The 22,022-nt window shown below is 74.6% G+C and carries 19 protein-coding genes and 1 tRNA gene; 5 read left to right on the top strand and 15 right to left on the bottom strand.

Going from position 1 to position 22,022, the window contains the following annotated elements; genetic code table 11:
* Window positions 1-11 precede the first annotated feature (11 nt).
* From IMZ35_RS12685 to IMZ35_RS12660, 6 genes are all read right to left on the bottom strand, one after another.
* The gene (locus IMZ35_RS12685) at window positions 12-782 is read right to left on the bottom strand and encodes a hypothetical protein (RefSeq protein WP_199441226.1); all 771 of its coding nucleotides are present in this window, start codon (window positions 780-782) and stop codon (window positions 12-14) included.
* Complete coding sequence (locus IMZ35_RS12680; protein WP_199441225.1) at window positions 779-2,680, bottom strand: hypothetical protein; 1,902 nt, start codon at window positions 2,678-2,680, stop codon at window positions 779-781. The genes IMZ35_RS12685 and IMZ35_RS12680 overlap by 4 nt, the downstream gene beginning before the upstream one ends.
* A complete protein-coding gene (locus IMZ35_RS12675; RefSeq protein ID WP_199441224.1) occupies window positions 2,677-3,576 on the bottom strand; it encodes a hypothetical protein in 900 nt (299 codons plus the stop codon). Before IMZ35_RS12675 ends, IMZ35_RS12680 begins: the two co-directional genes overlap by 4 nt.
* Before the next feature lie 94 nt (window positions 3,577-3,670).
* Window positions 3,671-4,348, bottom strand: coding sequence for a Crp/Fnr family transcriptional regulator (locus IMZ35_RS12670; protein ID WP_199441223.1), 678 nt, complete (start codon window positions 4,346-4,348; stop codon window positions 3,671-3,673).
* Window positions 4,349-4,400: 52 nt separating this feature from the next.
* Entirely contained in the window at window positions 4,401-5,159 is a 759-nt protein-coding gene (locus IMZ35_RS12665; RefSeq protein ID WP_199441222.1) for an FkbM family methyltransferase, read from the bottom strand.
* A gap of 40 nt (window positions 5,160-5,199) precedes the next feature.
* On the bottom strand, window positions 5,200-6,117 hold the full coding sequence (locus tag IMZ35_RS12660; RefSeq protein ID WP_199441221.1) for a hypothetical protein: 918 nt from the start codon (window positions 6,115-6,117) through the stop codon (window positions 5,200-5,202).
* A gap of 215 nt (window positions 6,118-6,332) precedes the next feature.
* Between IMZ35_RS12660 and IMZ35_RS12655 the strand changes: the two genes are divergently transcribed.
* The 4 genes from IMZ35_RS12655 (at window position 6,333) to IMZ35_RS12640 (ending at window position 9,451) form a co-directional block, all read left to right on the top strand.
* Window positions 6,333-6,405, top strand: a tRNA-Arg gene (locus tag IMZ35_RS12655).
* Window positions 6,406-6,537: 132 nt separating this feature from the next.
* Window positions 6,538-7,080, top strand: coding sequence for a DUF418 domain-containing protein (locus tag IMZ35_RS12650; protein WP_199441220.1), 543 nt, complete (start codon window positions 6,538-6,540; stop codon window positions 7,078-7,080).
* A 185-nt stretch (window positions 7,081-7,265) separates the two neighbouring features.
* Window positions 7,266-7,796 carry a PH domain-containing protein gene (locus tag IMZ35_RS12645; RefSeq protein WP_199441219.1) on the top strand — a complete coding sequence of 177 codons (531 nt, stop codon included), beginning with the start codon at window positions 7,266-7,268 and terminating at the stop codon, window positions 7,794-7,796.
* Window positions 7,793-9,451: a PH domain-containing protein gene (locus IMZ35_RS12640; RefSeq protein WP_199441218.1), complete on the top strand. Its 1,659-nt coding sequence runs from the start codon at window positions 7,793-7,795 to the stop codon at window positions 9,449-9,451. The genes IMZ35_RS12645 and IMZ35_RS12640 overlap by 4 nt, the downstream gene beginning before the upstream one ends.
* Window positions 9,452-9,554: 103 nt before the next feature.
* Here IMZ35_RS12640 and IMZ35_RS12635 read toward each other — a convergent pair whose 3' ends face one another.
* The 8 genes from IMZ35_RS12635 to IMZ35_RS12600 form a co-directional block, all read right to left on the bottom strand.
* Window positions 9,555-9,731: a hypothetical protein gene (locus IMZ35_RS12635; protein WP_199441217.1), complete on the bottom strand. Its 177-nt coding sequence runs from the start codon at window positions 9,729-9,731 to the stop codon at window positions 9,555-9,557.
* Between the two features lie 24 nt (window positions 9,732-9,755).
* A complete protein-coding gene (locus IMZ35_RS12630; RefSeq protein ID WP_199441216.1) occupies window positions 9,756-11,003 on the bottom strand; it encodes an acyltransferase family protein in 1,248 nt (415 codons plus the stop codon).
* Between the two features lie 290 nt (window positions 11,004-11,293).
* The gene (locus tag IMZ35_RS12625; RefSeq protein WP_199441215.1) at window positions 11,294-13,081 is read right to left on the bottom strand and encodes a transglycosylase domain-containing protein; all 1,788 of its coding nucleotides are present in this window, start codon (window positions 13,079-13,081) and stop codon (window positions 11,294-11,296) included.
* 77 nt (window positions 13,082-13,158) lie between these two features.
* Window positions 13,159-13,896, bottom strand: a complete 738-nt coding sequence (locus tag IMZ35_RS12620) for an SDR family oxidoreductase (RefSeq protein ID WP_199441214.1) — start codon at window positions 13,894-13,896, stop codon at window positions 13,159-13,161.
* A 100-nt stretch (window positions 13,897-13,996) separates the two neighbouring features.
* A complete protein-coding gene (locus IMZ35_RS12615; protein WP_199441213.1) occupies window positions 13,997-15,160 on the bottom strand; it encodes a CU044_5270 family protein in 1,164 nt (387 codons plus the stop codon).
* Between the two features lie 2 nt (window positions 15,161-15,162).
* Window positions 15,163-15,687: an RNA polymerase sigma factor gene (locus IMZ35_RS12610; RefSeq protein WP_199441212.1), complete on the bottom strand. Its 525-nt coding sequence runs from the start codon at window positions 15,685-15,687 to the stop codon at window positions 15,163-15,165.
* Window positions 15,688-15,771: 84 nt separating this feature from the next.
* Entirely contained in the window at window positions 15,772-16,083 is a 312-nt protein-coding gene (locus tag IMZ35_RS12605; protein ID WP_199441211.1) for a Rossmann-fold NAD(P)-binding domain-containing protein, read from the bottom strand.
* 117 nt (window positions 16,084-16,200) lie between these two features.
* Window positions 16,201-16,467 carry a hypothetical protein gene (locus IMZ35_RS12600; protein ID WP_199441210.1) on the bottom strand — a complete coding sequence of 89 codons (267 nt, stop codon included), beginning with the start codon at window positions 16,465-16,467 and terminating at the stop codon, window positions 16,201-16,203.
* A gap of 475 nt (window positions 16,468-16,942) precedes the next feature.
* Between IMZ35_RS12600 and IMZ35_RS12595 the strand changes: the two genes are divergently transcribed.
* Window positions 16,943-20,917 carry an nSTAND1 domain-containing NTPase gene (locus tag IMZ35_RS12595; RefSeq protein WP_307868006.1) on the top strand — a complete coding sequence of 1,325 codons (3,975 nt, stop codon included), beginning with the start codon at window positions 16,943-16,945 and terminating at the stop codon, window positions 20,915-20,917.
* On the opposite strand, the gene IMZ35_RS12590 is transcribed toward IMZ35_RS12595, so the two are convergent.
* Window positions 20,856-22,004 (bottom strand): glycosyltransferase, encoded by a 1,149-nt coding sequence (locus IMZ35_RS12590; protein ID WP_307868004.1) that lies wholly within the window; start codon window positions 22,002-22,004, stop codon window positions 20,856-20,858. The genes IMZ35_RS12595 and IMZ35_RS12590 overlap by 62 nt on opposite strands.
* Window positions 22,005-22,022: the final 18 nt, after the last annotated feature.

The following is a 22,022-nucleotide window of genomic DNA, read 5'->3' as shown; positions in this document are numbered from 1 at the left end:
TCCGCGCCCGCTCAGCCCGCGGCTCCCACGTCCCACCGCACGGCACACGCGTCGAAGCGCGCGACGGCCACGGGATCGGCGTAGACCTCCAGCACCTTGCGGACCTGCTGGTGCAGGCCCCAGCGGCGGTGGTCGGACAGTCCGGGCGCGGCCGCCTCCAGCGCCGTCACCAGCGCCGTCGCCCAGTCCTCGCCCTCCCCCACGACCCGCACCAGCGAGCGCAGGTCGTCCAGCAGCGACGCCGCGCGGGCCACGTCGTTGCCGTTGTGGTGCAGCCACCACAGCAGCGCCGAGCGCTCGTCGGCCAGGGCGTGCTCGCCCAGGTGGCGGATCTCCGCGGCCTCCAGCTCGCGCTCCGCGTCGCGCAGCCCGCGCCTGCCGAGCAGCTCGGCGTGCCGCTCGGCGAGCGCGGCGTGCTCGGCGGTCAGCTCGACCCGCACGTCGTGCGCCTGCACCCGGACGCCGGTCTCCTCGATCGCGCGCGTCCTGCCGAGCTGGTCGGCGAGCTGGTGGCGCAGGAGTTCGGCGTGCCGCGGGGCGCTGGCCGCCCCCAGCGGCAGCGCGCGCTGGTACACGCCGTTCAGCGCCGCCGACTCCGGCGCGGCGTGGTCCGGCTCGCCGTCGCCGTCGCCGACGTCCAGCCACCACAGCACGGTCCAGCTCACCCGGAAGTCCACTCCGGACACCGCGCTGGGCAGCGCGGCGGCGAACGGCGTGCGGTGGTGCTCCGACGCCGTCGTCCTGCCCGGCCCGTGCAGCGCTCGCCACCACGTCGTGCTCACCGCAGCACCAGAGCTCCCCCGGCCGCCCGGATCGACGCCGGGTGCGCGCGGTCGAGACGGGCGAGCAGGTCGCGCACCACGGCGGGATCGCCGCGCCAGCGGTCGGCCGTCATGCCGAGCAGGTCGAGCAGGTCGACGTCGCCCAGCGCGGCGGCCACGAGCGCCTCCAGCACCCTGGCGCGCGCCACCGGGTCGATCGCCTGGACGAGCCGTTCCCGCACCGCGGCGGTGACGAGCACCCGGTCGGGACCGGACAGCAGCGCGTTCCAGCCGGAGACGACGACCAGGCGCAACCGGCCGGGCAGGTGCTCGGCGGGGCCACCCGCCCCGGTGATCGCGCACAGCACGCGCGCGCCGGCGAGCCACTGCCGTTCGGAGCCGTCGCGCAGCCAGGCCACGGCCTTGCCGAGCACCAGCGGCAGGGCGGCCGGTGCGCGGGCGACCTCCCCCGCGGCGGCGGCGACGTGCCGCGCCACCCGCGGGTCGTCGTGCTCGGCGAGGTGGCCGAGACGGACCAGCGCCAGCTCCGGGTGGACCCGGCCGAGGTCGCCGCCGCACACCCGCGCGACCGCGTCGGCCAGCCGCCCGTCGAGGTCGGGCTGCCGCGCCCACCGCAGCAGACCGCGCCGCACCTCGCCGCCGATGCGGTCGTCCACGGCGGCGGCGTCCAGCAGACCGGCCGCGAGCGACGGGTCCGTCCGCACCCACCTGGCGGCGACGTCGAGCACCGGCCGCGCCGAGCCACCCGCCGCGCACAGGTCGAGGAAGCGGACCGCGAGGCCGGCCTGCTCAGCCCGGTCCAGGGCGGCGCGCTCGTCGAGCGCGACCGTCCCGATCCACTCCACCAGCGGGTCCCGCAACTGCGGGAAGCGGCTCCAGACGTGGTGCAGCACCGAGGCCGCGTAGTCGCGGCGCGCGAACCGCGCCCGCTGACCCTCCACGACGACGCCGTCGATCTCGGTCACCCGGTCGGCGAACGCCCGGCCCAGCAGCGGGTTCGAGCACGGATCGGCCGAGCCGGTGATGCCGAGCAGCACCTGCTCCGCGCGGTGCACGACGCAGGAGCGACCGCCGTCGAACAGCGCCAGGGAGAGCAGCAGCGCGCGACGGTGGTCGTCGGTCGTGCACCCGTCGAACTCCCGCGCGAGCAGGTCCGACCAGTGGCGGTGCGCGGACAGGACGTGGTCGAGCCGCTCGTCCGGGTCGGCGGGACCCGCGCGGTCCACGCCGACGCGCAGCACGGTCCGCGCGAACCGCGCCACGTCGCGGGGCGCGGCCCCGTGCAGCGCGGCGCGCACCGCCGGCGAGCCCAGGACGCGCGGCAGGTGCCCGGTGAGCCCGTCGGCCGACAGGTGCGCCATCAGCACGTGCTCCGGCCCCGGCGTGCCGACGTCGACGCACAGCTCGCCGTGGGCGGCGAGGAACGCGCGGCTCTCCCGGCCGGAGAGCAGCACGACGAGGCGCGCGCCGCGCGCCAGCACCTCGGCGACGCCGTCGGCGAACCACTCCTCCGCCCGGCGCAGGTCGTCCTCCGGCGCGGTGCGCAGGTCGACGAGCAGCAGCGCGCCCGGCTCGACCGCGCGCAACCGCAGGTCGGTGCCGTCGTCGACCTCGACCACCTCGACCGGGCGGTCCAGCACGCCGCCGACGTCGGCCAGCGCGCAGATCCCGGTCGTGCGCCCGCCTGCCGCGCAGCGGTGCAGCAGCACCGTCCGGCGCAGGTGCAGCGTCGTGACGACCCCGGTGTAGCCCGGTGGTGGGGCGAAGCGCTCGCGCAGCCACCGCACGTGGTTGACGTCCACCCGGTCGTGCAGCACGAACTGCGTGACGAGCCGGGTGCTGCCGCGGATGTTGAGCACGGGGAGACCGGTGTCGGCGTACCGGTCGTCCACGGTCACCGCGAGTCCTTCCGGACGTCCTTCCCGTTCAGGTCGCGGCCGACGACCGTGTTGTGCTTGCCCCGCACCCGCTGCTCGACGCGGTTGTCGTCGCCGTTGTGCACGCGGCCGATGCTCCCGGCTTGCACGACCGTGCCGCTGGCGTTGCCGGTGAAGGTGTTGGTCGTGGTGCTGCCGCGACGCGCCTCGGTGTACTCCGCCAGGTCGGCCAGCTCCGGCGGCAGCGCCTCCTCCTGCGCGGGGGCGAACCCGTCGGACAGCAGGCGGCCGGACGCCTTGGGCACGTGCAGGTAGGCGGGTTTGCGGTACTTCTTCACCTCGACGTCGGTGCGCACGAACTGTCCGGGTTCCGTGGAGCCGTAGCCCGCGGCGACGACGTCGTCGAACACGCGCTCGGAGACGATCGCGACGACGAACGTGAGGTTCGGGTCGGACTCGGCCAGCAGCGAGCGCAGGGCCGGGGCGTCGACCAGGCGGTGCGCCTCGACGCGGGTGTCACCGGTGCCGGGCGCGTCGGGGTGGTCCTCGTGCAGCGGGCCGACGCTGACCGCGACGCGCATCCGCATCCGCACGTCGCGTCCCAGGGTGCGCAGCATCCCGTCCTGGTAGGCCAGCTCGTCCTGCAACGCGTCCAGGAACGGGCCGACCAGGACCGGCAGCCGCTCCGCGGGAAAGCCCACCGCGTAGCCGTCGCCCGTGCTGTCGGGGAACAGCCGCTGCGACCACAGGTCCTCGTGGCCCGCGCGGTCCAGGGCCCGTTCCAGCACCAGCGGGATCATCTCGGTCAGCTTCGGGTGCTCCGCGCCGCGGTGACCGCTGTAGTTCTCCATGTCGACCACGACCACCGCCCGGTACAGCGGGAGCGTCATCTTCTCGTCGGCGTGCTCGTCGACCATGATCTGCCTCTCCGGCCGCGGATGTCGGGACACACGATGCAGGAGCGCGCGCGGGCGTGCTGTGCACAACTGCACACACGACTTGTGACCCGGATCACAAAGCGTGGGCGAGCACGTGCAACCGGCCCACGTCGGCCACCTCCACCGGATCGCCGTCGGTCAGCACGCCCTGCCCGCGCAGGTCGGCCACGATCTGCGCGACCGCCCGCCGCGACAGCCCCAGCGCCTCGGCGACGGCCACCTGCGACAGCGGGATGCGCAGCGGCTCCGGGTGCCACGGGTCGGCCAGCCGCACGAGCTGGAGGAAGAGGTCGGCCACCCGGTACAGCGGCCGCACACCGGCCAGGTCGGCGCTGCGCTCGGCGAACTCGTCCATCTTCGCCACGATGTACGCGTCGAACTGCTGCTCGACCGCGTGCCGGCGCAGCAGCCGCCGGAACGCCTCGTAGGCGATGCTGTGCGCCACGCACGGCTCCAGCGCCAGCACCGACGCCACCCGCCGCCGATCACCGTGACCCGCCAGCTCGCCCAGCAGGTCGCCCGGCCCGCGCAGCGCCACCAGCACCCGCCCGCGACCGTCGCGGCCCTCCCGGACCACCCGCACGCGCCCCGACTCCAGCAGCAGCAGGGACGTGCCCGGCGCGTCCTGGACCAGCAGCGACTCGTTCGGCCGGAACTCGCGGCGGGTGGCGCTGCGCACCAGCTCCCGCCACACCGGGGCCGGCACGAGAGCGCGGAAACCCCGGGGTTGCACCGCTGGCGGGGAACTCATGATCGTTGCCTACCGGCAGGGAGACCGTTCGCGAAAGCGACCGTTCCAGTGGTTACAACGGCCGGAAGAGGTAGTTGCGCACCGCGGAGCTGACCCGGTCCGCCTCGCGCCACGCCCCGCCCTGCCACACCGTCATCCGGTAGCCGCGCTGGCACATCCAGTCCGCCACGTCCTGCGCGTGGTGGTCGAAGCGCCGCACGTGGCGCTCCTCGATCTCCAGCAGCACCGTCGGCCGGAACCTGTCGATCGTCCGCTCGCCGCCCTGGAGCACCCGCAGCTCGGCGCCCTCGACGTCGGCCTTGAGGAAGTCGAGCCGGTCGACGCCGTTGCTCTCGCAGAACCGGTCGAGCGTGTCCGTCCGCACCAGGACGTCCAGGTGCTCGGAGAACTCGGTGTTCGACCCGAGACCGTTCGACCCCGTCGTGAGGAACGAGCGGCCGGTGACCGGCGAGCCGTGGCGGACCGGGACGCTCATGACCTCGCGCCCCTCCCGCGTGCCCAGCGCGACCGAGTGCCGCACGATGTTGCGCCCCTCGCGGGGCCGCAGCAGGAACGACAGGGCGGGGTGCGCGAACACCAGCGGTTCGACGCTGTGCACCGTCCCCGTCGGGCCGACGAGCTGCGACAGGGTGACGGTGTAGAGGCCGAGAGCCGCACCGACGTCCACGCACACGTCGCCCGGCCGCACGACGTCGCGCAGCCCGAGCAGCTCGGGCTCGGCGAACGGCGTGAACCGGGCGAGCACGCGGAGCCCCGCCGCGACGGCAGCGCTCCGGGCGTGCGGCAGGTGGTCGGTGAGGTTGTTGGTCACCCGGCACAACCTAGTGATGCCACCGCGCGCCCGCACCCGGTCACGGAAACTGCTTCGCGACCCCGTTGGTGTGCTGCTGCCCGCCGGGCGGCTGCCGCCCGTCGGACTCGCCGCGGGGCAGCTGGTGCGGGAGCCCGATCCGGTCCGCGAACTCCGAGGCGACCTCGGACCCGCCGTAGACGCCCAGCGCCCTGGCCAGGTGCTGCCGCACGTCGTGCCGGTGGGAGTCGGACAACCGCGGCAGCGCCTGCTCGAAGCTGGTGACCAGCGACTCGGCCCAGTGCCGGTCGCGCCGCTGCGACGCGATCCGCACCAGCTCGTCGAGCTGCTGGGACAGCGCCACCGCCTGCTCGACCTGGTACCCGTTGCGCTGCAACCACCACACCGTCGCGGTGGCGAGATCGGTGAGGACCTCGTCCCGCAGGTAGCTCATCTCGGCCCGCTCCAGCTCCCGCTCCGCCTGCCGCAGCGTCCGCGTCCGCAGGAGTTCGAGGTGCTTGCGAGCCAGCGCCAGGTCGTCCTCCTCGACGCTGATCTCGACGTTCTCCGCGCGCGCCCACACGTGCGTCGTGCCGACCTGGAGCTCCGCGGCCAGCTCGTCGCCGAGCTGGTGCTGCAACGGCGCGTGGTGGACGACGCTGGTGGTGGAGCTGATCTCCCGCGCCCGCTGCACGATGCCGTTGACCGCCGCCGACCGGGGCGAGTTGTGCCGCCGCCCGGTGCTGGCGTCGAACCGCCAGACGACCGTGAAGGACGCCTGGAAGTCGAGCCCGTGCACGACGCTCGGCAGGGGCGTCTGGAACTCCTGCTGGTGCGACGAGGGAGTGGACACGATCGTGAACTGGGGTAGCGGATCGCTGAGTTCCGAGTAGGCGCCGAGGTCGCGACGCCGACGCCACCAGGCCCCGACGGATCCGAGGGGGCCGGGCCGGAAGTCGGGCCAGGGTCTGCCGCTCATGACTGCTGCCTTCGCTGTGGGGGTGGCTCCTGCCTACCCGACGCACGTCCGGGGCAGAAGGCGGGGACCCCACCTTCCTCCCATCAGCGGCGGGCCGGGTGCCGCGTTCTCACCCCCGGTGCTCACCGCCCGGCCCGCGTGGTGCTCCCGCGGCTCACGTGGGTGAGCCCAGGTGCGGGGGGCGCGCGGGGTGTCCGCTAGTCTGGTCGTGCCTCGCCCTCGTAGCTCAGGGGATAGAGCATCGGTTTCCTAAACCGTGTGTCGCAGGTTCGAATCCTGCCGGGGGCACTCACCTTTCGCCGGGTGAATCAAGCCCTGACCTGCTGAAACGCGGTCGGGGCTTGATCTTTTCCACCCGTCGCCGGACTCCGACGCTGAAACCGGACCTGCTTCACCGGCGTCGGCGATGGTCTCGGGATCGTGGTCGAACCACCGCAGGTGGCACGCGGCTCGGTGAACCAGGCCGTGCTGGTCCTGGTCACGATCGTGCCCGTGCTGCTGGCGGTCGTCAGCGGCGACCTCGGCTCGGACCGGTTCACGCCCGGTCGGTCCTCCGTCGCCGCGTACGCCCCCGGCGAGCCGGACTTCCCGGCCTCGGTGTGGACCAGGCTCGGCACGTGGTCGATCGTCACCCTCGTCGGCGGACCGCTGTCCTTCGCCGGGCACGCCGCGGTGCTGCTCGGGTTCGTGACGGCACGTCACCGCGTGCTGGAGGAGCCGTACCGCCACCTGCGCCCGCTCCGGTGGACCGCCGTGCTCGGCGTGACGATCGGCTGGCTCGGCGGGCTGCCGACGGCGCTGGCGAACCTCGGGCACCTCGACCTGCCCGCGGAGGCGCTCTCGGACAGCGGCGTGCTGATCCGGCTCCAGACGGGCACCGGGCGGCGCGGACCGGCGGAAGTCGTTCTGCGGAACATGGTGTACGGCCGTCGGGAACGTGGTGCTGCCGTCCAGAAGCGCTGATCCGATCAACGGGAACGCGTGGCGTCCGACTGTTCGCGACGCGCCGGAGGACGAGCCCGGAACCGGCGTGGTCGTCGACCGGAGACGGCAGGGGTGCCTGCTGCCGGCCGGGGTTCCGGTCGCCCTCGCCGTCTCGCCGAGATCGTCTCGTTGCCCCGGCTCACGAACTGGTGGAACATCGAGTCATGGCCGAAGTGTCCCGTCCAGCCCCGTCGGGACTCGGTTCGGACGAACTGGTCGTCCACCCGCCCCGGCACCGGCTCGACCGCCGTTTCGTCCTCTGGCGCACGCTGAACGCGTTGTTCTGGGCATCGGGGGTGCTGGGGGTCCTGACCGCTCTTCTCGTGCTGTTCGACGGAATCCGCACGTGGTTGCTCCCGATCACCCTGGTCGTCGGCGCCGTCTACCTGGTGAACATCGCCGTCATGCCGGCCTGGCGCTATTCGGTGCACCGGTGGGAGACGTCGGACGAAGCGGTGTACGTGTTGCAGGGCTGGCTCACCAGGGAGTGGCGGATCGTCCCGATCTCGCGCATTCAGCGGATCGACGCGGAACGCGGTCTGCTCCAGCAGGCGCTCGGTCTGGCCACGGTCAAGGTGGTCACCGCGTCCAGCGAGGGCGGCATCACCATCGAGGGGCTGGACGCCGAGGTCGCCGAGGAGACCGTGCGTCACCTCAACAGGATCACGCAGGCCACCGCGGGGGACGCGACGTGACCGCCGGGAACCCGGCCTCCGGCACGGCGACCGGGCGCACCGGCGCCGTCGACGACGTTCCCGCCGAGCCGGCGCCCGCCCCGGAGAGCCACCCCGAGATCCCCTGGGAACGCCTCAGCGGCCGGACGGTGTGGGCCGACCTGGTCCGGCTGATCATCTCCGTCGTGCCGGGCGTGCTGGCCACGGCCGTGCTGAACACCCCGTCCGGTCCCGCGTGGCCGCTGCTCGTGGCCAGCGCGGCCGGGATCTCCGTCACCGTGCTGGCCTTCCTCCGCTTCCTCAAGACCCGGTACCGCGTCACCCCCGAACGCGTCGAGCGCCGGACCGGCTGGCTGGTCCGCAAGTACCGCCACGTCCCCCGCGACCGCGTCCGGAGCGTGGACAGCAGCGCGCGGCCGCGGCACCGCCTCGCCGGGGTGCGGGTGGTCCACATCGGATCCGGCGAGGCCAGGTCCTCGTTCACGCTGAACGCGCTCGCCACCGCCACCGCCGAGGAGCTCCGCCGCGAGCTGATGCCGGACGTCGCGGACGAACCGGCCTCCCGGCCCCCGCCGGTGGGAGGGGTCGCGCCGGTGGTGGACGCGGACCGGGAGGCGGTCGAGCCGGAGGCCGGACCGCAGGAGGAGGTCCTCGCCCGGTTCCGCGGACCGTGGGTCCTCTACGAGATGTTCAGCGTCTGGGCCATCGCCCTGGTCGTCGGTCCGGGCTTCGGCCTGCACTGGTTCCTCCAGCCGTTCGGCGTCGACCTCCTGGAGGTCGTCGGCGACCTGGTCGGCTACGAGCAGCGCGGGTTCTGGTGGTCGCTCGTCCTCTTCTGCGCGGTGGCCCACCCGTTGGGCGTCGCGGGCCTCGCCCTCGCCCACGTGATGGCGAACTGGAACTTCGCACTCGTCCGCACCGCCTCGAAGGGGCGTCCGGCGCTGCTCACCCGGCGAGGGCTGCTCAGCTCCCGCACGGTGTACCGCGACGAAGCGCGCATCCGCGGCATCGAGTTCGAGGAACCGCTGCTGTGGCGCTGGCTCGGCCTCACCAGGACGAAGGTCGTCACCACCGGTCTCGCCGGGGGTTCCGGCGAGGAGGCCGCGGCCGCCATCCTGCCGCGCGTGCGGTTGTGGGAGGCCCGCGAGGTGGCCGCCGGAGTGCTCACCGGTGAGCCCAGCCCGATGGAGGCCCGGCTGGAGCGCCACCCGCGCGGCGCGCTGACCCGGCGCCTCCTCTGGGCCACCTGCGGCGCGGCCGTCGTCGCGGGAGTGCTGTTCTGGCTCGGGAGGACCGACGTGCTCCCCGACCGGGCGTGGCTGATCGGGTTCGGGATCTGGCCGGTGGCCCTGCTCGCCGCCGTGTTCGCGTACCGGTCGCTCGGCCACGCGCTCAGCGGCTCGTACCTGGTGGTCCGCCGGGGGGCGTTCAGCCGGTCCACGGTGGCGCTGGAGACCCGCGCGGTGATCGGCTGGACCCTGCGTCAGTCGATCCCGCAGCGGATCGGCCAGCGGGTGACCGTGCAGATCCCCACCCCGGCTGGAAGACGGCACTACGTGCTGCCGGACGCCGGCACCGGCCAGGCGCTCGCGTTCGTCAGGGGCGCGACCCCGGAACTCGCGGCCCGGTTCATCGCGGAGACCGCGCCCGGCGGCGAGAGCGCGAAGAACGGGTGATCACGCGCCCACCGCGCTCCTGAGGTCGATCCGGGGCGTCCACCGCCCGGCCGGGAACCGGCGATCTCCCGGTCGCGGGGGGACCACCGGCACGACCGTCCCGCTACCGGGACCGCTCGCGCCGCGGCTGGTCCTCCCCCGCCCGCTCGGTGTCGTTGCTCGCCGCGGCGGCCTCGTCGGACGCCGGGACCTTCTGCCCCGCGTCGACGGGACCGCGGGGCCGTGGCCGCCGCGGCTCGCGCACGCCGGGCGCGTCGTCCGGCGGAACGGCGCGCGTCACCCGGCCCCTGCCCACGTCCGCCGCCTACCGGTGGTGGCCGGGCGCCGGGCGGGGGCCGCCGTCGCGGTAGGGCGTGATGGGCACGGTCAGGAACTCCGTCGGCTCGTCGACCGGCCGCTGCGGGGCGGGCGGCGCGGGCGGCTGCGGTGGTGAGATCCGGTTGCGCAGCGCCGTTGCCCAGCGGTCCAGGACGCGCTTGAGCACCGGTGCGAAGCGGCGCTCCGCCGTGATGTGGATGAGCCACGCGACGCCGAACATCAGCGCCGTCGTGCCGACCAGCAGGACGTAGCCGGGAACCACCGGGCCGAGCCAGACGAAGATCACGAAGCCGATGTGGGCGTGCACCAGGTACAGCGGGTAGGTCAGCGACCCCGCCGTGGAGAACCAGGGCTTGCCGAGCGAGCGGGTGACCCGCAGGGCGATCAGGCAGATCACGACGAAGATCAGCACGATGGTGACCAGCACGACCACCGTGTTCAGCTCCGTCTGGTAGCGGTCGGCCACCGCGGCGGCGAACTGCGCGCCGCGGAACAGGGCGTTGCCCAGGGAGATCGCGATGATCGCCCACAGCGACCAGGAGCCGCCGGACCGGTGGATCACGCACAGCGCCATGCCCGCGATGAAGTAGTGCGAGAACGTCGACTGCACCGCGAGGTCGAGGACGCCGTGCAGCCCGGCGGGCAGGAAACCGGCCTGGAGCAGGAACGTGGCGGCGAGCCACGCCCACAGCACGCCGATCACGCGCTGGCGGGTGATGCCGACGCAGGTGAGGACGAAGACGAGCAGGTAGAACCTGATCTCGGCCCACAGGGTCCAGTAGACGACGTCGACGTTCTCGATGTTCGGCAGCGAGTTGAACATCGTCAGGTTCGCCAGGTACTGCACGATCGACACCGGGAACACGCCGCGGCTCAGCGTGACCGACACGATCGCCGTGAGCGTGACCGCCACCCAGAACGCCGGGTAGAGCCGCACGATCCGCGACACCACGAACTTCTCCGGCGTGCGGTTCCACGCGCTGAGCAGCACGACGAACCCGCTGATCAGGAAGAACAGGTCGACGCCGAGGTAGCCGTACCGGGTGATGACGCTCAGTCCGGGGAAACCGACCTCGGTGAGGTGACTCGCGAAACCGGAGAACGTGTAGTGGTAGATCACCACCGCGACGGCGGCGATGATCCGCAGCAGGTCGATCTCGTACAGCCGGTCGGGCTGCGCGCCCGTCGGCCGGGGAGCAGGTGTGCCGAGGGGATCGGGTCCGCTGCGTGTCATCGGGTGTGGCTTTCCTCTGCGTGCGGGTGTGCCGGTCGGCCGGTGCGCGCGACGGCGTCCCCCGGCCGGAGATGGTCGACGCTTACGCCTCGGGGGGTCGCCTGTCCAGGGCTCGTGGAACGTCCTGCCCCGACGCCCTCCGAACGGGTGTCCGCAAGTGCAGCGCCGGTGCACCGCCTCACCCCGCGGGCGAGCTCGTCGGGCGCGTGCGGTCGCGCCTTCGCCCGGTTCCCCCGCCGTGTCCGGCGGATCGGGACACCGCACGCCGTCGCGACGGTCCGACGGAGCGGTCACCGCCGGGACAGCAGTGTCGCCAGGACGTGGGTCGGCCGGTCGGAGAGGAGGCCGTCGCCGTCCGCCTCCGTCGGCGCACGCCGTTCGCCCATCGGCGACATCCCGCCGAGCCTGCGGTTCTGGTGACTGCCGGGTTCTGTCGCGAACATCGCCACGGCCGTCGCCGTGGTGCCGTCGAGGCCCATCGACCACGCCCACCTGCCGCCGTCGTCCGTGCCCGAGCTCATCAGCGCCCCCGGTCGCGCCTCCGCCTCGGCGACCGGGTCGGGCTCGGGCGCCCGCCACACGACCCGACCGTCCTTGCGGATCTCGGCCACGTGGTACGGCTCCCGGTAGGTCGAGCCGAGGGCGGCGAGCGCGGCCGCCGCGCGCATCGGGGTCGTCGCCAGGTCCTCCACGGTCGGGGGACGGCCGTCGTGCCGGACGTCGTGGACCCGCATGGCCGCCAGGGCCTCCACGGTGCTCGGGGGCAGCGCTTCCTCCTCGAACCCCTTGTCCCCGGACTTCAGCAGCAGCCGGGCCAGGGAACCGATCGGGCCGGCGGCCTGGAACGCGTCGTTGAAGCTCTGCTCCAGGTAATCGGGTCCGCCGTGGAAGCCGACGATCGCGCCGGTGGCCACGTCCACCGACGCGGCGGCCAGGTGGACGTCGCGGTCCTCCGGCCTGGCCGGGTCGAGACCGGCCAGGCCGGAGGCCACGGCCTCGCTCGTCGCCCTCATCGTCTCCGGGCGGTAGGTCGTCACGACGGTGTACCCGCCGCTGGTCAGCGTCGCGGCGTCCGGGACGCTCGGGTCCCGCTCGTGCAGGCCGTCGAGGTACTGGGTGGCCGCGTCGACCGCGTAGCCGTTGACGCCGGACAGCTCGTCCGGCTGGTGGCGCACCGGTTCCGGGAACGCCAGTCCGGCGCGCTGCTGGGCGGTGAGCCGACCCTGCTCGACCATGCCGTCCACGACGTAGTCCCACCGCTCGCGCAGCGCCGTCGCGGCCTCGGGGTCGTCCGGCGCGGTGGCGTAGTAGTAGGGGGCCTGGATCAGCGCGGCCAGGTAGGCGGCCCGCGCCGGGTCCCCGTCCAGGGAGTCGACGGGCACGGCGAAGTAGGCGCGCGAGGCCGCCTCGACGCCGTACGCGCCGCGGGCGAAGAACGCCGTGTTCAGGTAGTCCCGCAGCACGGTGTCCTTGGGAGTGCTCTCGGCGATCTTGACGGACACCAGGATCTCCTCCGCCTTGCGGCGCAGGGTCTGCTCCCGGGTGAGGTAGTAGTTCTTCACGTACTGCTGGGTGATCGTCGACCCGCCCTGGAGGTTCCCGCCGCTGTCGTCGGTGATGTTGTTCTTCAGCGCGCGCAGCAGGCCGGTCACGGAGACGCCGGGGTCGCTGTAGAAGGAGCGGTCCTCCGCCGCGAGCACGGCGTCGCGCACGACCTGCGGGATCTCCTCGAACTCGACGGGCTGGCGGTTCACGCCGACGTGGGTGATGCGCGAGCCGTCGGCCCAGGTGAAGATCGTCGCCTCGCGGGTGGCGAAGTCGTTGGGCTCGGGGATCTCCACCAGGGCCAGGGCGAGCGCGAACGCCGCGCCCGCGAGCACCACGAGCAGCAGGGACAGGCTCGCGACCAGCTTCGGCGACGGGAGGACGCGCCGGACACCGCGCAGCACGCGCCGCGCGCGTCCGGGCGCCGGGTCCTCCACCTCGACGGCGGGCACGGCGTCCCCCGCGCCGCGATCACCCCCGTCGGGGTCGTCGCCGCCGTCGCCGTTCGCCGTGGTCGCGCTGTTCTCGCTCATCACCCCCAACAACACCTCCGACGGCCCGGGAGGTTGCACGGTCCGGGAAGTCCGCGGGTCGCGCGGGGGTGCGCGGGTCAGACGATGCCGCCGTTGACGCGCAGCACCTGGCCGTTGACCCAGCGGGCCGGTCCGGCCAGGAACGACACGGCCTCGGCGATGTCCTCCGGCGTGCCGAGGCGCTCCAGCGGGGACTGGGCGGCCAGTCGGGCGACGGTCTCCTCGTCCTTGCCGTCGAGGAACAGCGCGGTGGCGGTCGGGCCGGGGGCCACGGCGTTGACGGTGATGTCGCGACCGCGCAGCTCGCGGGCCAGGATCAGCGTCAGGGCCTCGACACCGCCCTTGGTGGCGGCGTAGGCGGCGTACCCCGGCGCGGCCAGGCCGATCACCGACGTGGAGAAGGTGACGATCGCGCCGCCGGAGCGCAGCCGGCGGGCGGCCTGCTGACCGACCACGAACGTGCCGCGCAGGTTGGTGCGGATCAGCTGGTCGAACGAGTCGAGGTCGAAGTCCGCGACCGGTCCGAGGTGCATGATCCCGGCGGCGTTCACGACCACGTCGAGCCCGCCGAACGTCTCCTCGGCCGTGTCGAAGGCCGCGGAGACGGCCACCTCGTCGGCCACGTCGGCCTGCACGGCGATCGCCCGGCCTCCCGCGTCCTCGATCGCCGCGACCGTCGCGTCGGCCTCGGCCCGGTTCCCGGCGAAGTTCACGACGACCGCGAAGCCGTCGGCGGCGAGGCGCTCGGCGGTCCGGCGGCCGATGCCGCGCGATCCACCGGTGACGAGGGCGACGCGGGTGGCGGTGCTGGTCATGGGACTCGCTCCTTCGGGGTGTTAGCGCTGTTCTCGTTCTGACTTGAACAACGCTAACACGACCCCGTTAGCGGCGCTACCCGAAGGGCGAGAACGCCGTTCAGCGGACGGCGTCCGGCGGGACCCGCACCTGCTCGTCGGCCCACCCCGCGCGCAGCGTGGAGGTGGAGGTGACCACGTCGCCGTCGGCCAGGCCGAGCGCGCGCAGCTGCTCGTCCGGCGCGCGCAGCACCTCCCGCTCGGCCAGCAGGACGCCGGTGCGCTCGTCGACGACGAGCTGCCGCTCGACCGTCCCGTGGGTGACCGAGCGCTCCGGGGCCACCGCCACGCCGACCCCGGCCCGGCCCAGCGGGTCGGTGACCCGGCCGAGGGAGCGGACGCCGGGCAGCCCGGCGACGATCCGGTACGCCGAGGACCTGACCTCCGCCGTCACCGGCATGGTGATCAGGGCGGCGGCCTGCTGGAACAGCCACTGCGTCTGGTCACCGACCTCCGCGCCCCCGCTGGCGGCGAACCTGCTCAGCAGCTCGGCGCGCAGCGCGTCGACGTCGCCCGGCAGCGCCAGCAGGTCGGCGTAGCTGGAGTTCACGTCGCCCACGGAGTAGACGTCGTCGCCCGAGTCCGTCCGGTCCACGCGGGGGACGCGCCCGCCCGCGGGCATCGTCAGGCCGCCCCGCCCCCCGGTCGGCTCCGGCAGCAGCTCCAGCTCCGCCGGCGAGCCCGCGCGGCGGTAGGCCTCCTCGTCGGCGGGCGTGCGCGGCGTCGTCGTGACGTGCAGGTTCCACACCCGCAGGCTCTCGGTGCCGGGCCGGACGCCGATCGAGTGCTCGCTCTCCGACTCGTCCGTCACGACGAACCGCTCACCACCCGCCCTCACGGGGAGGGCGGAGGTCTGCCTGGTGACCAGCCGCCAGTAGGCGGACTCGGCGCCGAGGTCGGGCAGGGTCTCCGCGGCGCGCAGCAGCACCTGCACCGAGTCGACGTCGGCGGGCGCCAGCGCCACCGCGGGGGGCCCCTGCGGGTCGCCCGCGGTCTCGCCCGTCACGACGCCCGCGACCAGGGCGGCCGCCGCGGCGAGACCGATCGGGACCGCCCAGCGCAGCACGGGACCGCGGCGCGGCGGCTCGGCGGCGGCCCGAGGCAGCGCGGTGATCGCGCGCAGGTCGCGCTCCCGCCGCTCGGAGCCGGTGAAGCGGGCGGGGTCGAGCAGGTCGGGGCGCGCGTCGCGCAGCGCTCCCAGCACGTCGGGTCGTTCGCGGTGCATCGTCAGTTCTCCTTCAGTGCCACGGCCGGACGGGGTGGTGCGGAGAGTTCGGCCGCCGCGGTCGCCCGCTCCAGCCGGCGCCTGGCGCGGTGCAGCCGCACGGTGAGGGTGGCGGTGGCGCAGCCCAGGACCCGCGCGGCGTCCTTCGCGCTCAGGCCGTGCCACGCGACGAGCGTCAGCAGCTCGCGGTCCGGCTCGGACAGCGACCCCAGCGCCTGGAGCACCGCCGCGCGCTCCACCACGTCGCTCGCCGGGTCGGTCCCCAGCACCTCGCGCTCGGCGGCGGCCGCGGCGAGCGCCCACTGGCGGTCCTCCCCGCGCAGCGCCTCGCGGACGATGTTGCGCGCCACGCCGAGCAGCCACGGCAGTGGCGGCGACGGCAGGACCTCGCGCCGCCGCCACGCGACGGTGAACGTCTCGCTCGTGACGTCCTCGCCGAGCTGCCGTCCGACGCGACTCGTGGCGTAGGCCAGGACGCGCGGGTAGCAGTCGGAGTACAGCTCGCCGAACCGGTGGGCGTCGATCACGCAGATTCCCCTCGCCGCAACTCTCTCACCGGGTAGTGCGACAACGGCGGCGGTTCTTGCACGGGACCGCGCGAGAGGCGCCGATCAGACGGCGAGCTGCGGGTAGAGCGCGGCGGGGTCGCCGGACAGCCCGGCCTTCACCCGGCGCGACACCTCGACCGCCAGCACCTCGAAGGCGTCGGCCTCCACGCCGTCGAGCGCCTGCCGCGCCACGTCCCGCGGCGAGGACTTCGGGGCGTCCACGTCGGCGGCCATGTCGGTGTCGACGTGGCCGACGTGCAGGCCGGTCACCCCGACGCCGCGCGGAGCCAGCTCCAGGCGCAGCGAGTTGCTCGTCGTCCAGAGCGCCGCCCTGGACGCGCTGCGGGAGCCGTTGAGCGCGATCCACGACAGCACGGAGCGCACGTTCGGGACGTGCACGGGCGACGGCGACGGCGGACGCGCTGCTCACCGCGGCGGGCCTGTGACGCCCCGGTGGGGGCCGCCGTCGCGCGACGGCGAGACCGCGCGACGCTAACCGCGCGGCGCTTCCCGGTCTCCGCGCGTCCCGGCGCGCAGGCGCAGCGCGTGCGCCCCGCCCAGCACGAGCGACGCCGCGGCCACGACGAAGTAGAACCACCACTCCAGGAAGCCGAGCAGCACCCACACGCCCGCGAGCACGAGGTAGCCGCAGGCGAAGGAGGCGTCCGGGGGACCAGGACGCCAGGAGTCGCCGGACCGGCGGACGGCGCGGCCCGTGGCCGTGCCCCCGGCCTCGTCACGCTCGGTACCCGTGCTCACCACCACCTCCCGAACCGCTCCCCACCGGCGCGTTCCGGCCGTCCACCGCGCGAACTGGTTCGGGGCACACCGAACGAGGTGCACGAGAGCGCCGTCTGCGACAGAGTGGAGGACTGCGGACCGATCACCGTCGAGCACGGGAGGCACCGGACGTGCGGTCACCTTCCGTCACTACGACGCTTCCCCGTTCCACGGCGGCGTACCGGCCCACGCCCACTGCTGAGAAGACCCCCAGAGCCCCTCAGCAGTGGGCGTGGCGAGAATCGTGCGTGCTCCTGAAGCCACTCGGACGTTCCCCCCTGGCCAGATCGACGGCCTCGCGGCGTTCACCGCGTTCTTGCCGGAGCGTGAGACGAGCATCGCACCGCCACCCGGTGAGCCGAGCGGACCGACCGGCCGGAGGCGCTGAACGCACAGGTCATCAACACCGAGCGGGTTTTCCGGACCGGAACCGGCCGAGCCGAGACACTGAGGGGTGGCAGACCAGCAGATGGGAAGTTCTGGCCCGCGCGGGGTGTTCGCCGAACGGTTCGCACTCCTCTACGCGGAGGCCGGAGACCCGCCGCTGAAGAAGGTCACCGAGTCGGTCGCCCGCGCGCGGCGCACCGACGAGCACGGGCGACCGCTCCGGGTTCCGGCACAGCGCGTGAGCGACTGGCGCCGCGGCCGCAACGTCCCGGCGAGGTTCAGCGCACTCGCCGCCGTGCTGGAGGTGCTCGTCGGCGAGGCCCGCAAGGCCCGCACCGAGCCGGCCGCCACCGGCCTGTACGACGTGGACGCGTGGCGGGCGCTGTGGGAGGAGGCGCTCGCCAGCCCGGTGACGGAGAGCGCGGACGACGCGCCGGAGCCCGATCCGCACGACACCGGCGTCTGCCCCTACCGGGGGCTCGCGGCGTTCCGCCCCGAGGACTCCGGCTGGTTCTTCGGCCGCGAGCGCAGCACCGCCGCGCTCGTCGCACGGGCGCGGGAGGCGGCGGCGACCGGCGGCACGGTGGTGCTCGTGGGCGCCTCGGGAGCCGGGAAGTCGTCGCTCGTGCGCGCCGGGCTGCTGCCCGCCGTCGGCGCGGAGGGCCTCGACGCCGCGTCGCCGTGGACGGTCGAGCTGATGACGCCCGGCGGCGACCCGCTCAAGGAGCTGCTGCACCGGCTGCCCGAGCTGACCGACGTGGTGGACGAGACCGACGACGACCGGTTCGCCCGGCGGGTGCGCGCCGCGTTCGCCCGGCAGGCCGAGGCGGAGGCCGGGCCCGGCGCGCGCACCGTCCTCGTGGTCGACCAGTTCGAGGAGGCGTTCACGCTCGGCCGCGACGAGGAGCGGCTCCGGACGTTCCTGCACGCGCTGCACGTGGCGAGCCGCGGCGGGGGTGCTCCGGCCGTGGTCGTGCTCGGCGTGCGCGCCGACTTCTACGCCCGCTGCCTGGCCTACCCGGAGCTGGCCGAGGCGTTGCAGGACCGGCAGATGGTGCTCGGCCCCATGACGGCGGCCGAGCTGCGCGAGGCCGTGAACCGACCCGCCCGCGCCGCCGGGCTCCAGCTCGAACCCGGCCTCGTGGACCTGGTGCTGCGCGACCTCGGCGTGCGCGGCACCAGGTCGGCCAAGGCGGGCGACGCCTACGACTCCGGCGCGCTGCCCCTGCTGTCCCACGCCCTGCTCGCGACGTGGCAGCGCCGCCAGGCCGGCAAGCTGACGATCTCCGGCTACCGGGCCGCCGGTGGCATCCAGGGCGCCGTGGCCGCGACGGCCGAGCGGGCGTGGGCCGACCTGGACCAGGCCGGGCAGGCGGCGGCGCGCCCGCTGCTGCTGCGGCTGGTGCGCGTCGGCGACGACACCCGCGACACCCGCCGCCGGTCCACCAGGCAGGAGCTGATCAGCTCCGCCGTGAACACCGCCGCCACGGAGGAGGCGCTCGAAGTGCTGGCCAGGGCCCGCCTGGTCACCCTCGACGCCGACTCGGTGGAGATCACCCACGAGGCGCTGCTCCAGGCGTGGCCGCGCCTGCGCTCCTGGATCGACCAGGACCGGGAGGGCAACCTCCAGCGGCAGCGGCTGGAGGAGGACGCGACCACGTGGACCGCGCAGGACCGCGACCAGTCGCTGCTCTACCGGGGCGCCAGGCTGGAGAACGCGCGGCAGTGGGCGGTCGGAGCGGCCCCCGGCGCGCTGAGCGCGCCGGCCGCCGAGTTCCTGCGCACCTCCGAGCGGCACAGCAGGCTCAGCACGTGGGGCAGGCGTGCCGCGGTCGCGATGGTCGTGGTGTTCGCGCTGATCGCCGCGACCGCCGCCGTGCTGGCCGTGAACCAGCGCGACGAGGCCGTGTACCGGCAGGTCGTGGCCGAGGCCGACCGCGTGCTCGACAGCGACCCGTCGCTGTCGGCGCAGCTCGCGCTGGTCGCGCACCGGATGCGCCCCGACGACCGGGACGTGTGGTCGCGCCTGCTGTCGTCCCAGCACACGCCGCTGGCCACCCCGTTGAACGGGCACACCGGCGCCGTCTACCTGACGTCGTTCCGGCCGGACGGGCGGGTGCTCGCGACCGCCAGCTACGACAGCACGGTGCGGCTGTGGGACGTGTCCGACCGCGGTGCGCCCCGGCCGATCGGCGAGCCGCTGCGCGGGCACCGGAGCTGGGTCAGCTCCGCGGTGTTCAGCCCGGACGGGCGCACGCTCGCCACCGCGGGCGACGACGAGACGCTGCGGCTGTGGGACGTGAGCGACCCCGCCGCGCCGAGACAGCTCGGCGAGCCGCTGAACGGCGACAACGGCACGATCTACCTCGTCGCGTTCAGCCCGGACGGGCGGACCGTCGTCACCGCCGACGAGGACGCCACCGCGCGGCTGTGGGACGTGAGCGACCCGGCCGCGCCGACGCCGCTCGGCGCACCGCTGCGCGGTCACACCGCGCCCGTGCGGTCGGTGGCGTTCAGCCCGGACGGGCAGCTGCTGGCCGTGGGCGGCGACGACACCACCGTGCAGGTGTGGAACGTCGCCGACCGGACCCGGCCCCGCCCGGTGGGCGAGCCCCTGAGCGGCCACGACGCGACCGTGCACTCGGTGGCGTTCAGCCCGGACGGCCGCACGCTCGCCTCGGGCAGCTCCGACAAGACGGTGCAGCTCTGGGACGTGAGCGACCCCGAGCGCCCGGAGCAGCTCGGGCAGCGGCTGCTCGGGCACACGGCGGACGTGTGGTCGGTGGCGTTCAGCCCGGACGGGCGGCTGCTCGCCTCCGGCGCGGCGGACAGCACGGCCCGGCTGTGGAACGTGAGCGATCCGGCGCACCCCGACACCGTGGGCCAGCCGCTGACCGGCGGCACGAGCACCGTGTTCACCGTGGGGTTCAGCCCGGACGGCCGGACGCTGTCCACCGGCAGCGAGGACGGCAGCGCCCGGCTGTGGTCGATCCCGGAATCGGTGCTCGGCGGACACCGGCCCGGTCCGTCCACACCCGCGATGAGCGCGGACGGCCGGCTGGTGGCGAGCCCGGCCTCGGGCGACGACGTGTACCTGTGGGACGTCGCCGACCCGGCGCACCCGGCGCCGCTGCCCGGACCGCTGACCGGGCACCGCAGCAGGGTGTCGCTGCCGGTGTTCCGCCCGGACGGCGAGGTCGTGTTCACCGGGGCGGGGGACAAGACCGTGCGGGCGTGGGACGTGCGCGACCCGGCGCGACCCCGGCAGCTCGGCGACCCGCTGGTGCTGGACACCCGCTACAGCGCGCCGCTCGCCCTGTCCCCGGACGGCAACGTGCTGGCGACGGGCGCGGACGACCACTCGGTGCGGCTGTGGGACGTGCGCGACCCCGCCGCGCCGAGACAGCTCGGCGGTCCGCTGCCCGTGCACACCGGGTACGTGAACTCGGTGACGTTCTCCCCGGACGGGCGGTTGCTCGCCACGGCCAGCAGCGACCGCACCGTGGCGCTGTGGGACGTGCGCGACCCGGCCGCGCCGACGCTGCTGGGCACGCCGGTCAAGGCGCACGCCAACCCCGTGATGCAGGCCGTGTTCAGCCCGGACGGACGGGTGCTGGCCACCGCCAGCGAGGACAGGGCGGCGAAGCTGTGGGACGTGTCGGACCCGGCCCGGCCCGCGCAGCTCGGCCAGCCGCTGACCGGGCACACCGAGTCGGTGATGTCGGTGGCGTTCTCCCCGGACGGCCGGGAGCTGGCGACGTCCAGCGTGGACCGGACGGTGCGCCGCTGGAGCGTCTCCGACCCGGCGAACGCCCGGCCCCTCGGCCAGCCGCTGACCGGCCACACCGGCAGGGTCAACCGCGTGACGTACTCCCCCGACGGCCGGTACCTCGTGACGGGTGACGGCACGTCGGTGCGGCTGTGGGACCTGGACGTGCGGCACGCCGTGGACCGGATCTGCGCCACGACCAGGGGGGTGCTCACGCCGGAGCTGTGGGCGCAGCACCTCCCCCAGCAGCCCCGCACCCCGCCCTGCCCCTGAGCGCCAGGGCCGCGGCCGACCCGGCGAGGTCCGCCAGCGCCGCCGGGAGGTCGCGCTCGGACCAGCGCCGCAGCACCACCGCCCGGTTCGCGTCCAGCACGGCCGCCGCGGCGACCGGGTCGGCCAGCAGCGCCGCGCAGCGGTCCACCTCGGACGGGTCCAGCACGTCGAGGCCCAGCGCGCGGATCTCCTCCAGCACCGGGTACGGCCCGGCGACGACCAGGCGGCGCGCGGCGGCGGCCTCCACGACCGGCAGGCCCCAGCCCTCCCAGGTGGACGGCAGCAGCACCACGTCGGCCGCCGCGTAGAGGTCGTCGCGGTCGCGGACGTGCCCGCGGACGAGGCCGGGCGCCGTGGCCAGCACGTCGTCCAGCGGTCCGGGCGCCGGATCGGTCAGCCAGTGGCGCACGGGCCGCCCGGCGACGGCCGCGAGCGCCCGGCTGAACGCCACCGCGCCGGGGACGTTCTTGTTGGCCGCCTCCACCCTGGCGGGGTGGGCGAGCAGCACCTCCCCCGGCGCGACGCCGAGCCGGGCCCTGGTGCCGTCCCGGTCGCCGTGCGGCGAGGTGTCCACGGTGTTGTGCGCCAGCCGCAGCGCCCCGGCGCGCTCCAGCACCGGCCAGCGGCGGGCGAACTCGGCGCGGGTCAGCTCGTTGACCAGCACGTGCAGGTGCCGCTCGGAGTGCAGGGGCACGACGTCGCCGTGCGCGGGTCGCAGCGCGACGCCCTGCCAGGCCGGGTCGTGGTGCCGCAGGAGCACCGGCACGCCCGCCCGCAGCGCGTGCCGCTCCAGCGCGGCGGACGCCTCGGGGGCGCTCCACAGCGAACCCGCGTTGTCCAGCACCAGCAGGTCGTGCTCGCGGCACAGCCTCGCGACGGTCCCGTGGTCCACCGGCGGGGGCGGTTCACCCGGCCGGTCGGCCCACAGCCCGCGCACGAGGACGTCGCCCGGCTCGTCGTCGGCGAAGAACCCCGCCGCCCTGGTGACGGACCAGCCGAGGGCGCGGAAACCCCGCTGCCACGCGGCCGCCGCGACGCTCACCCCGTCGTGACCACCGAGGCGGTGGGAGACGAGGCAGACGCGCACGAAGTCGACCGTATCGGA

This window comes from Umezawaea beigongshangensis (genome assembly GCF_016464305.1).
In the GTDB taxonomy this organism is placed as follows: Bacteria; Actinomycetota; Actinomycetes; order Mycobacteriales; family Pseudonocardiaceae; genus Umezawaea_A; species Umezawaea_A beigongshangensis.
This window is presented reverse-complemented; position numbering and strand designations above follow the sequence as displayed.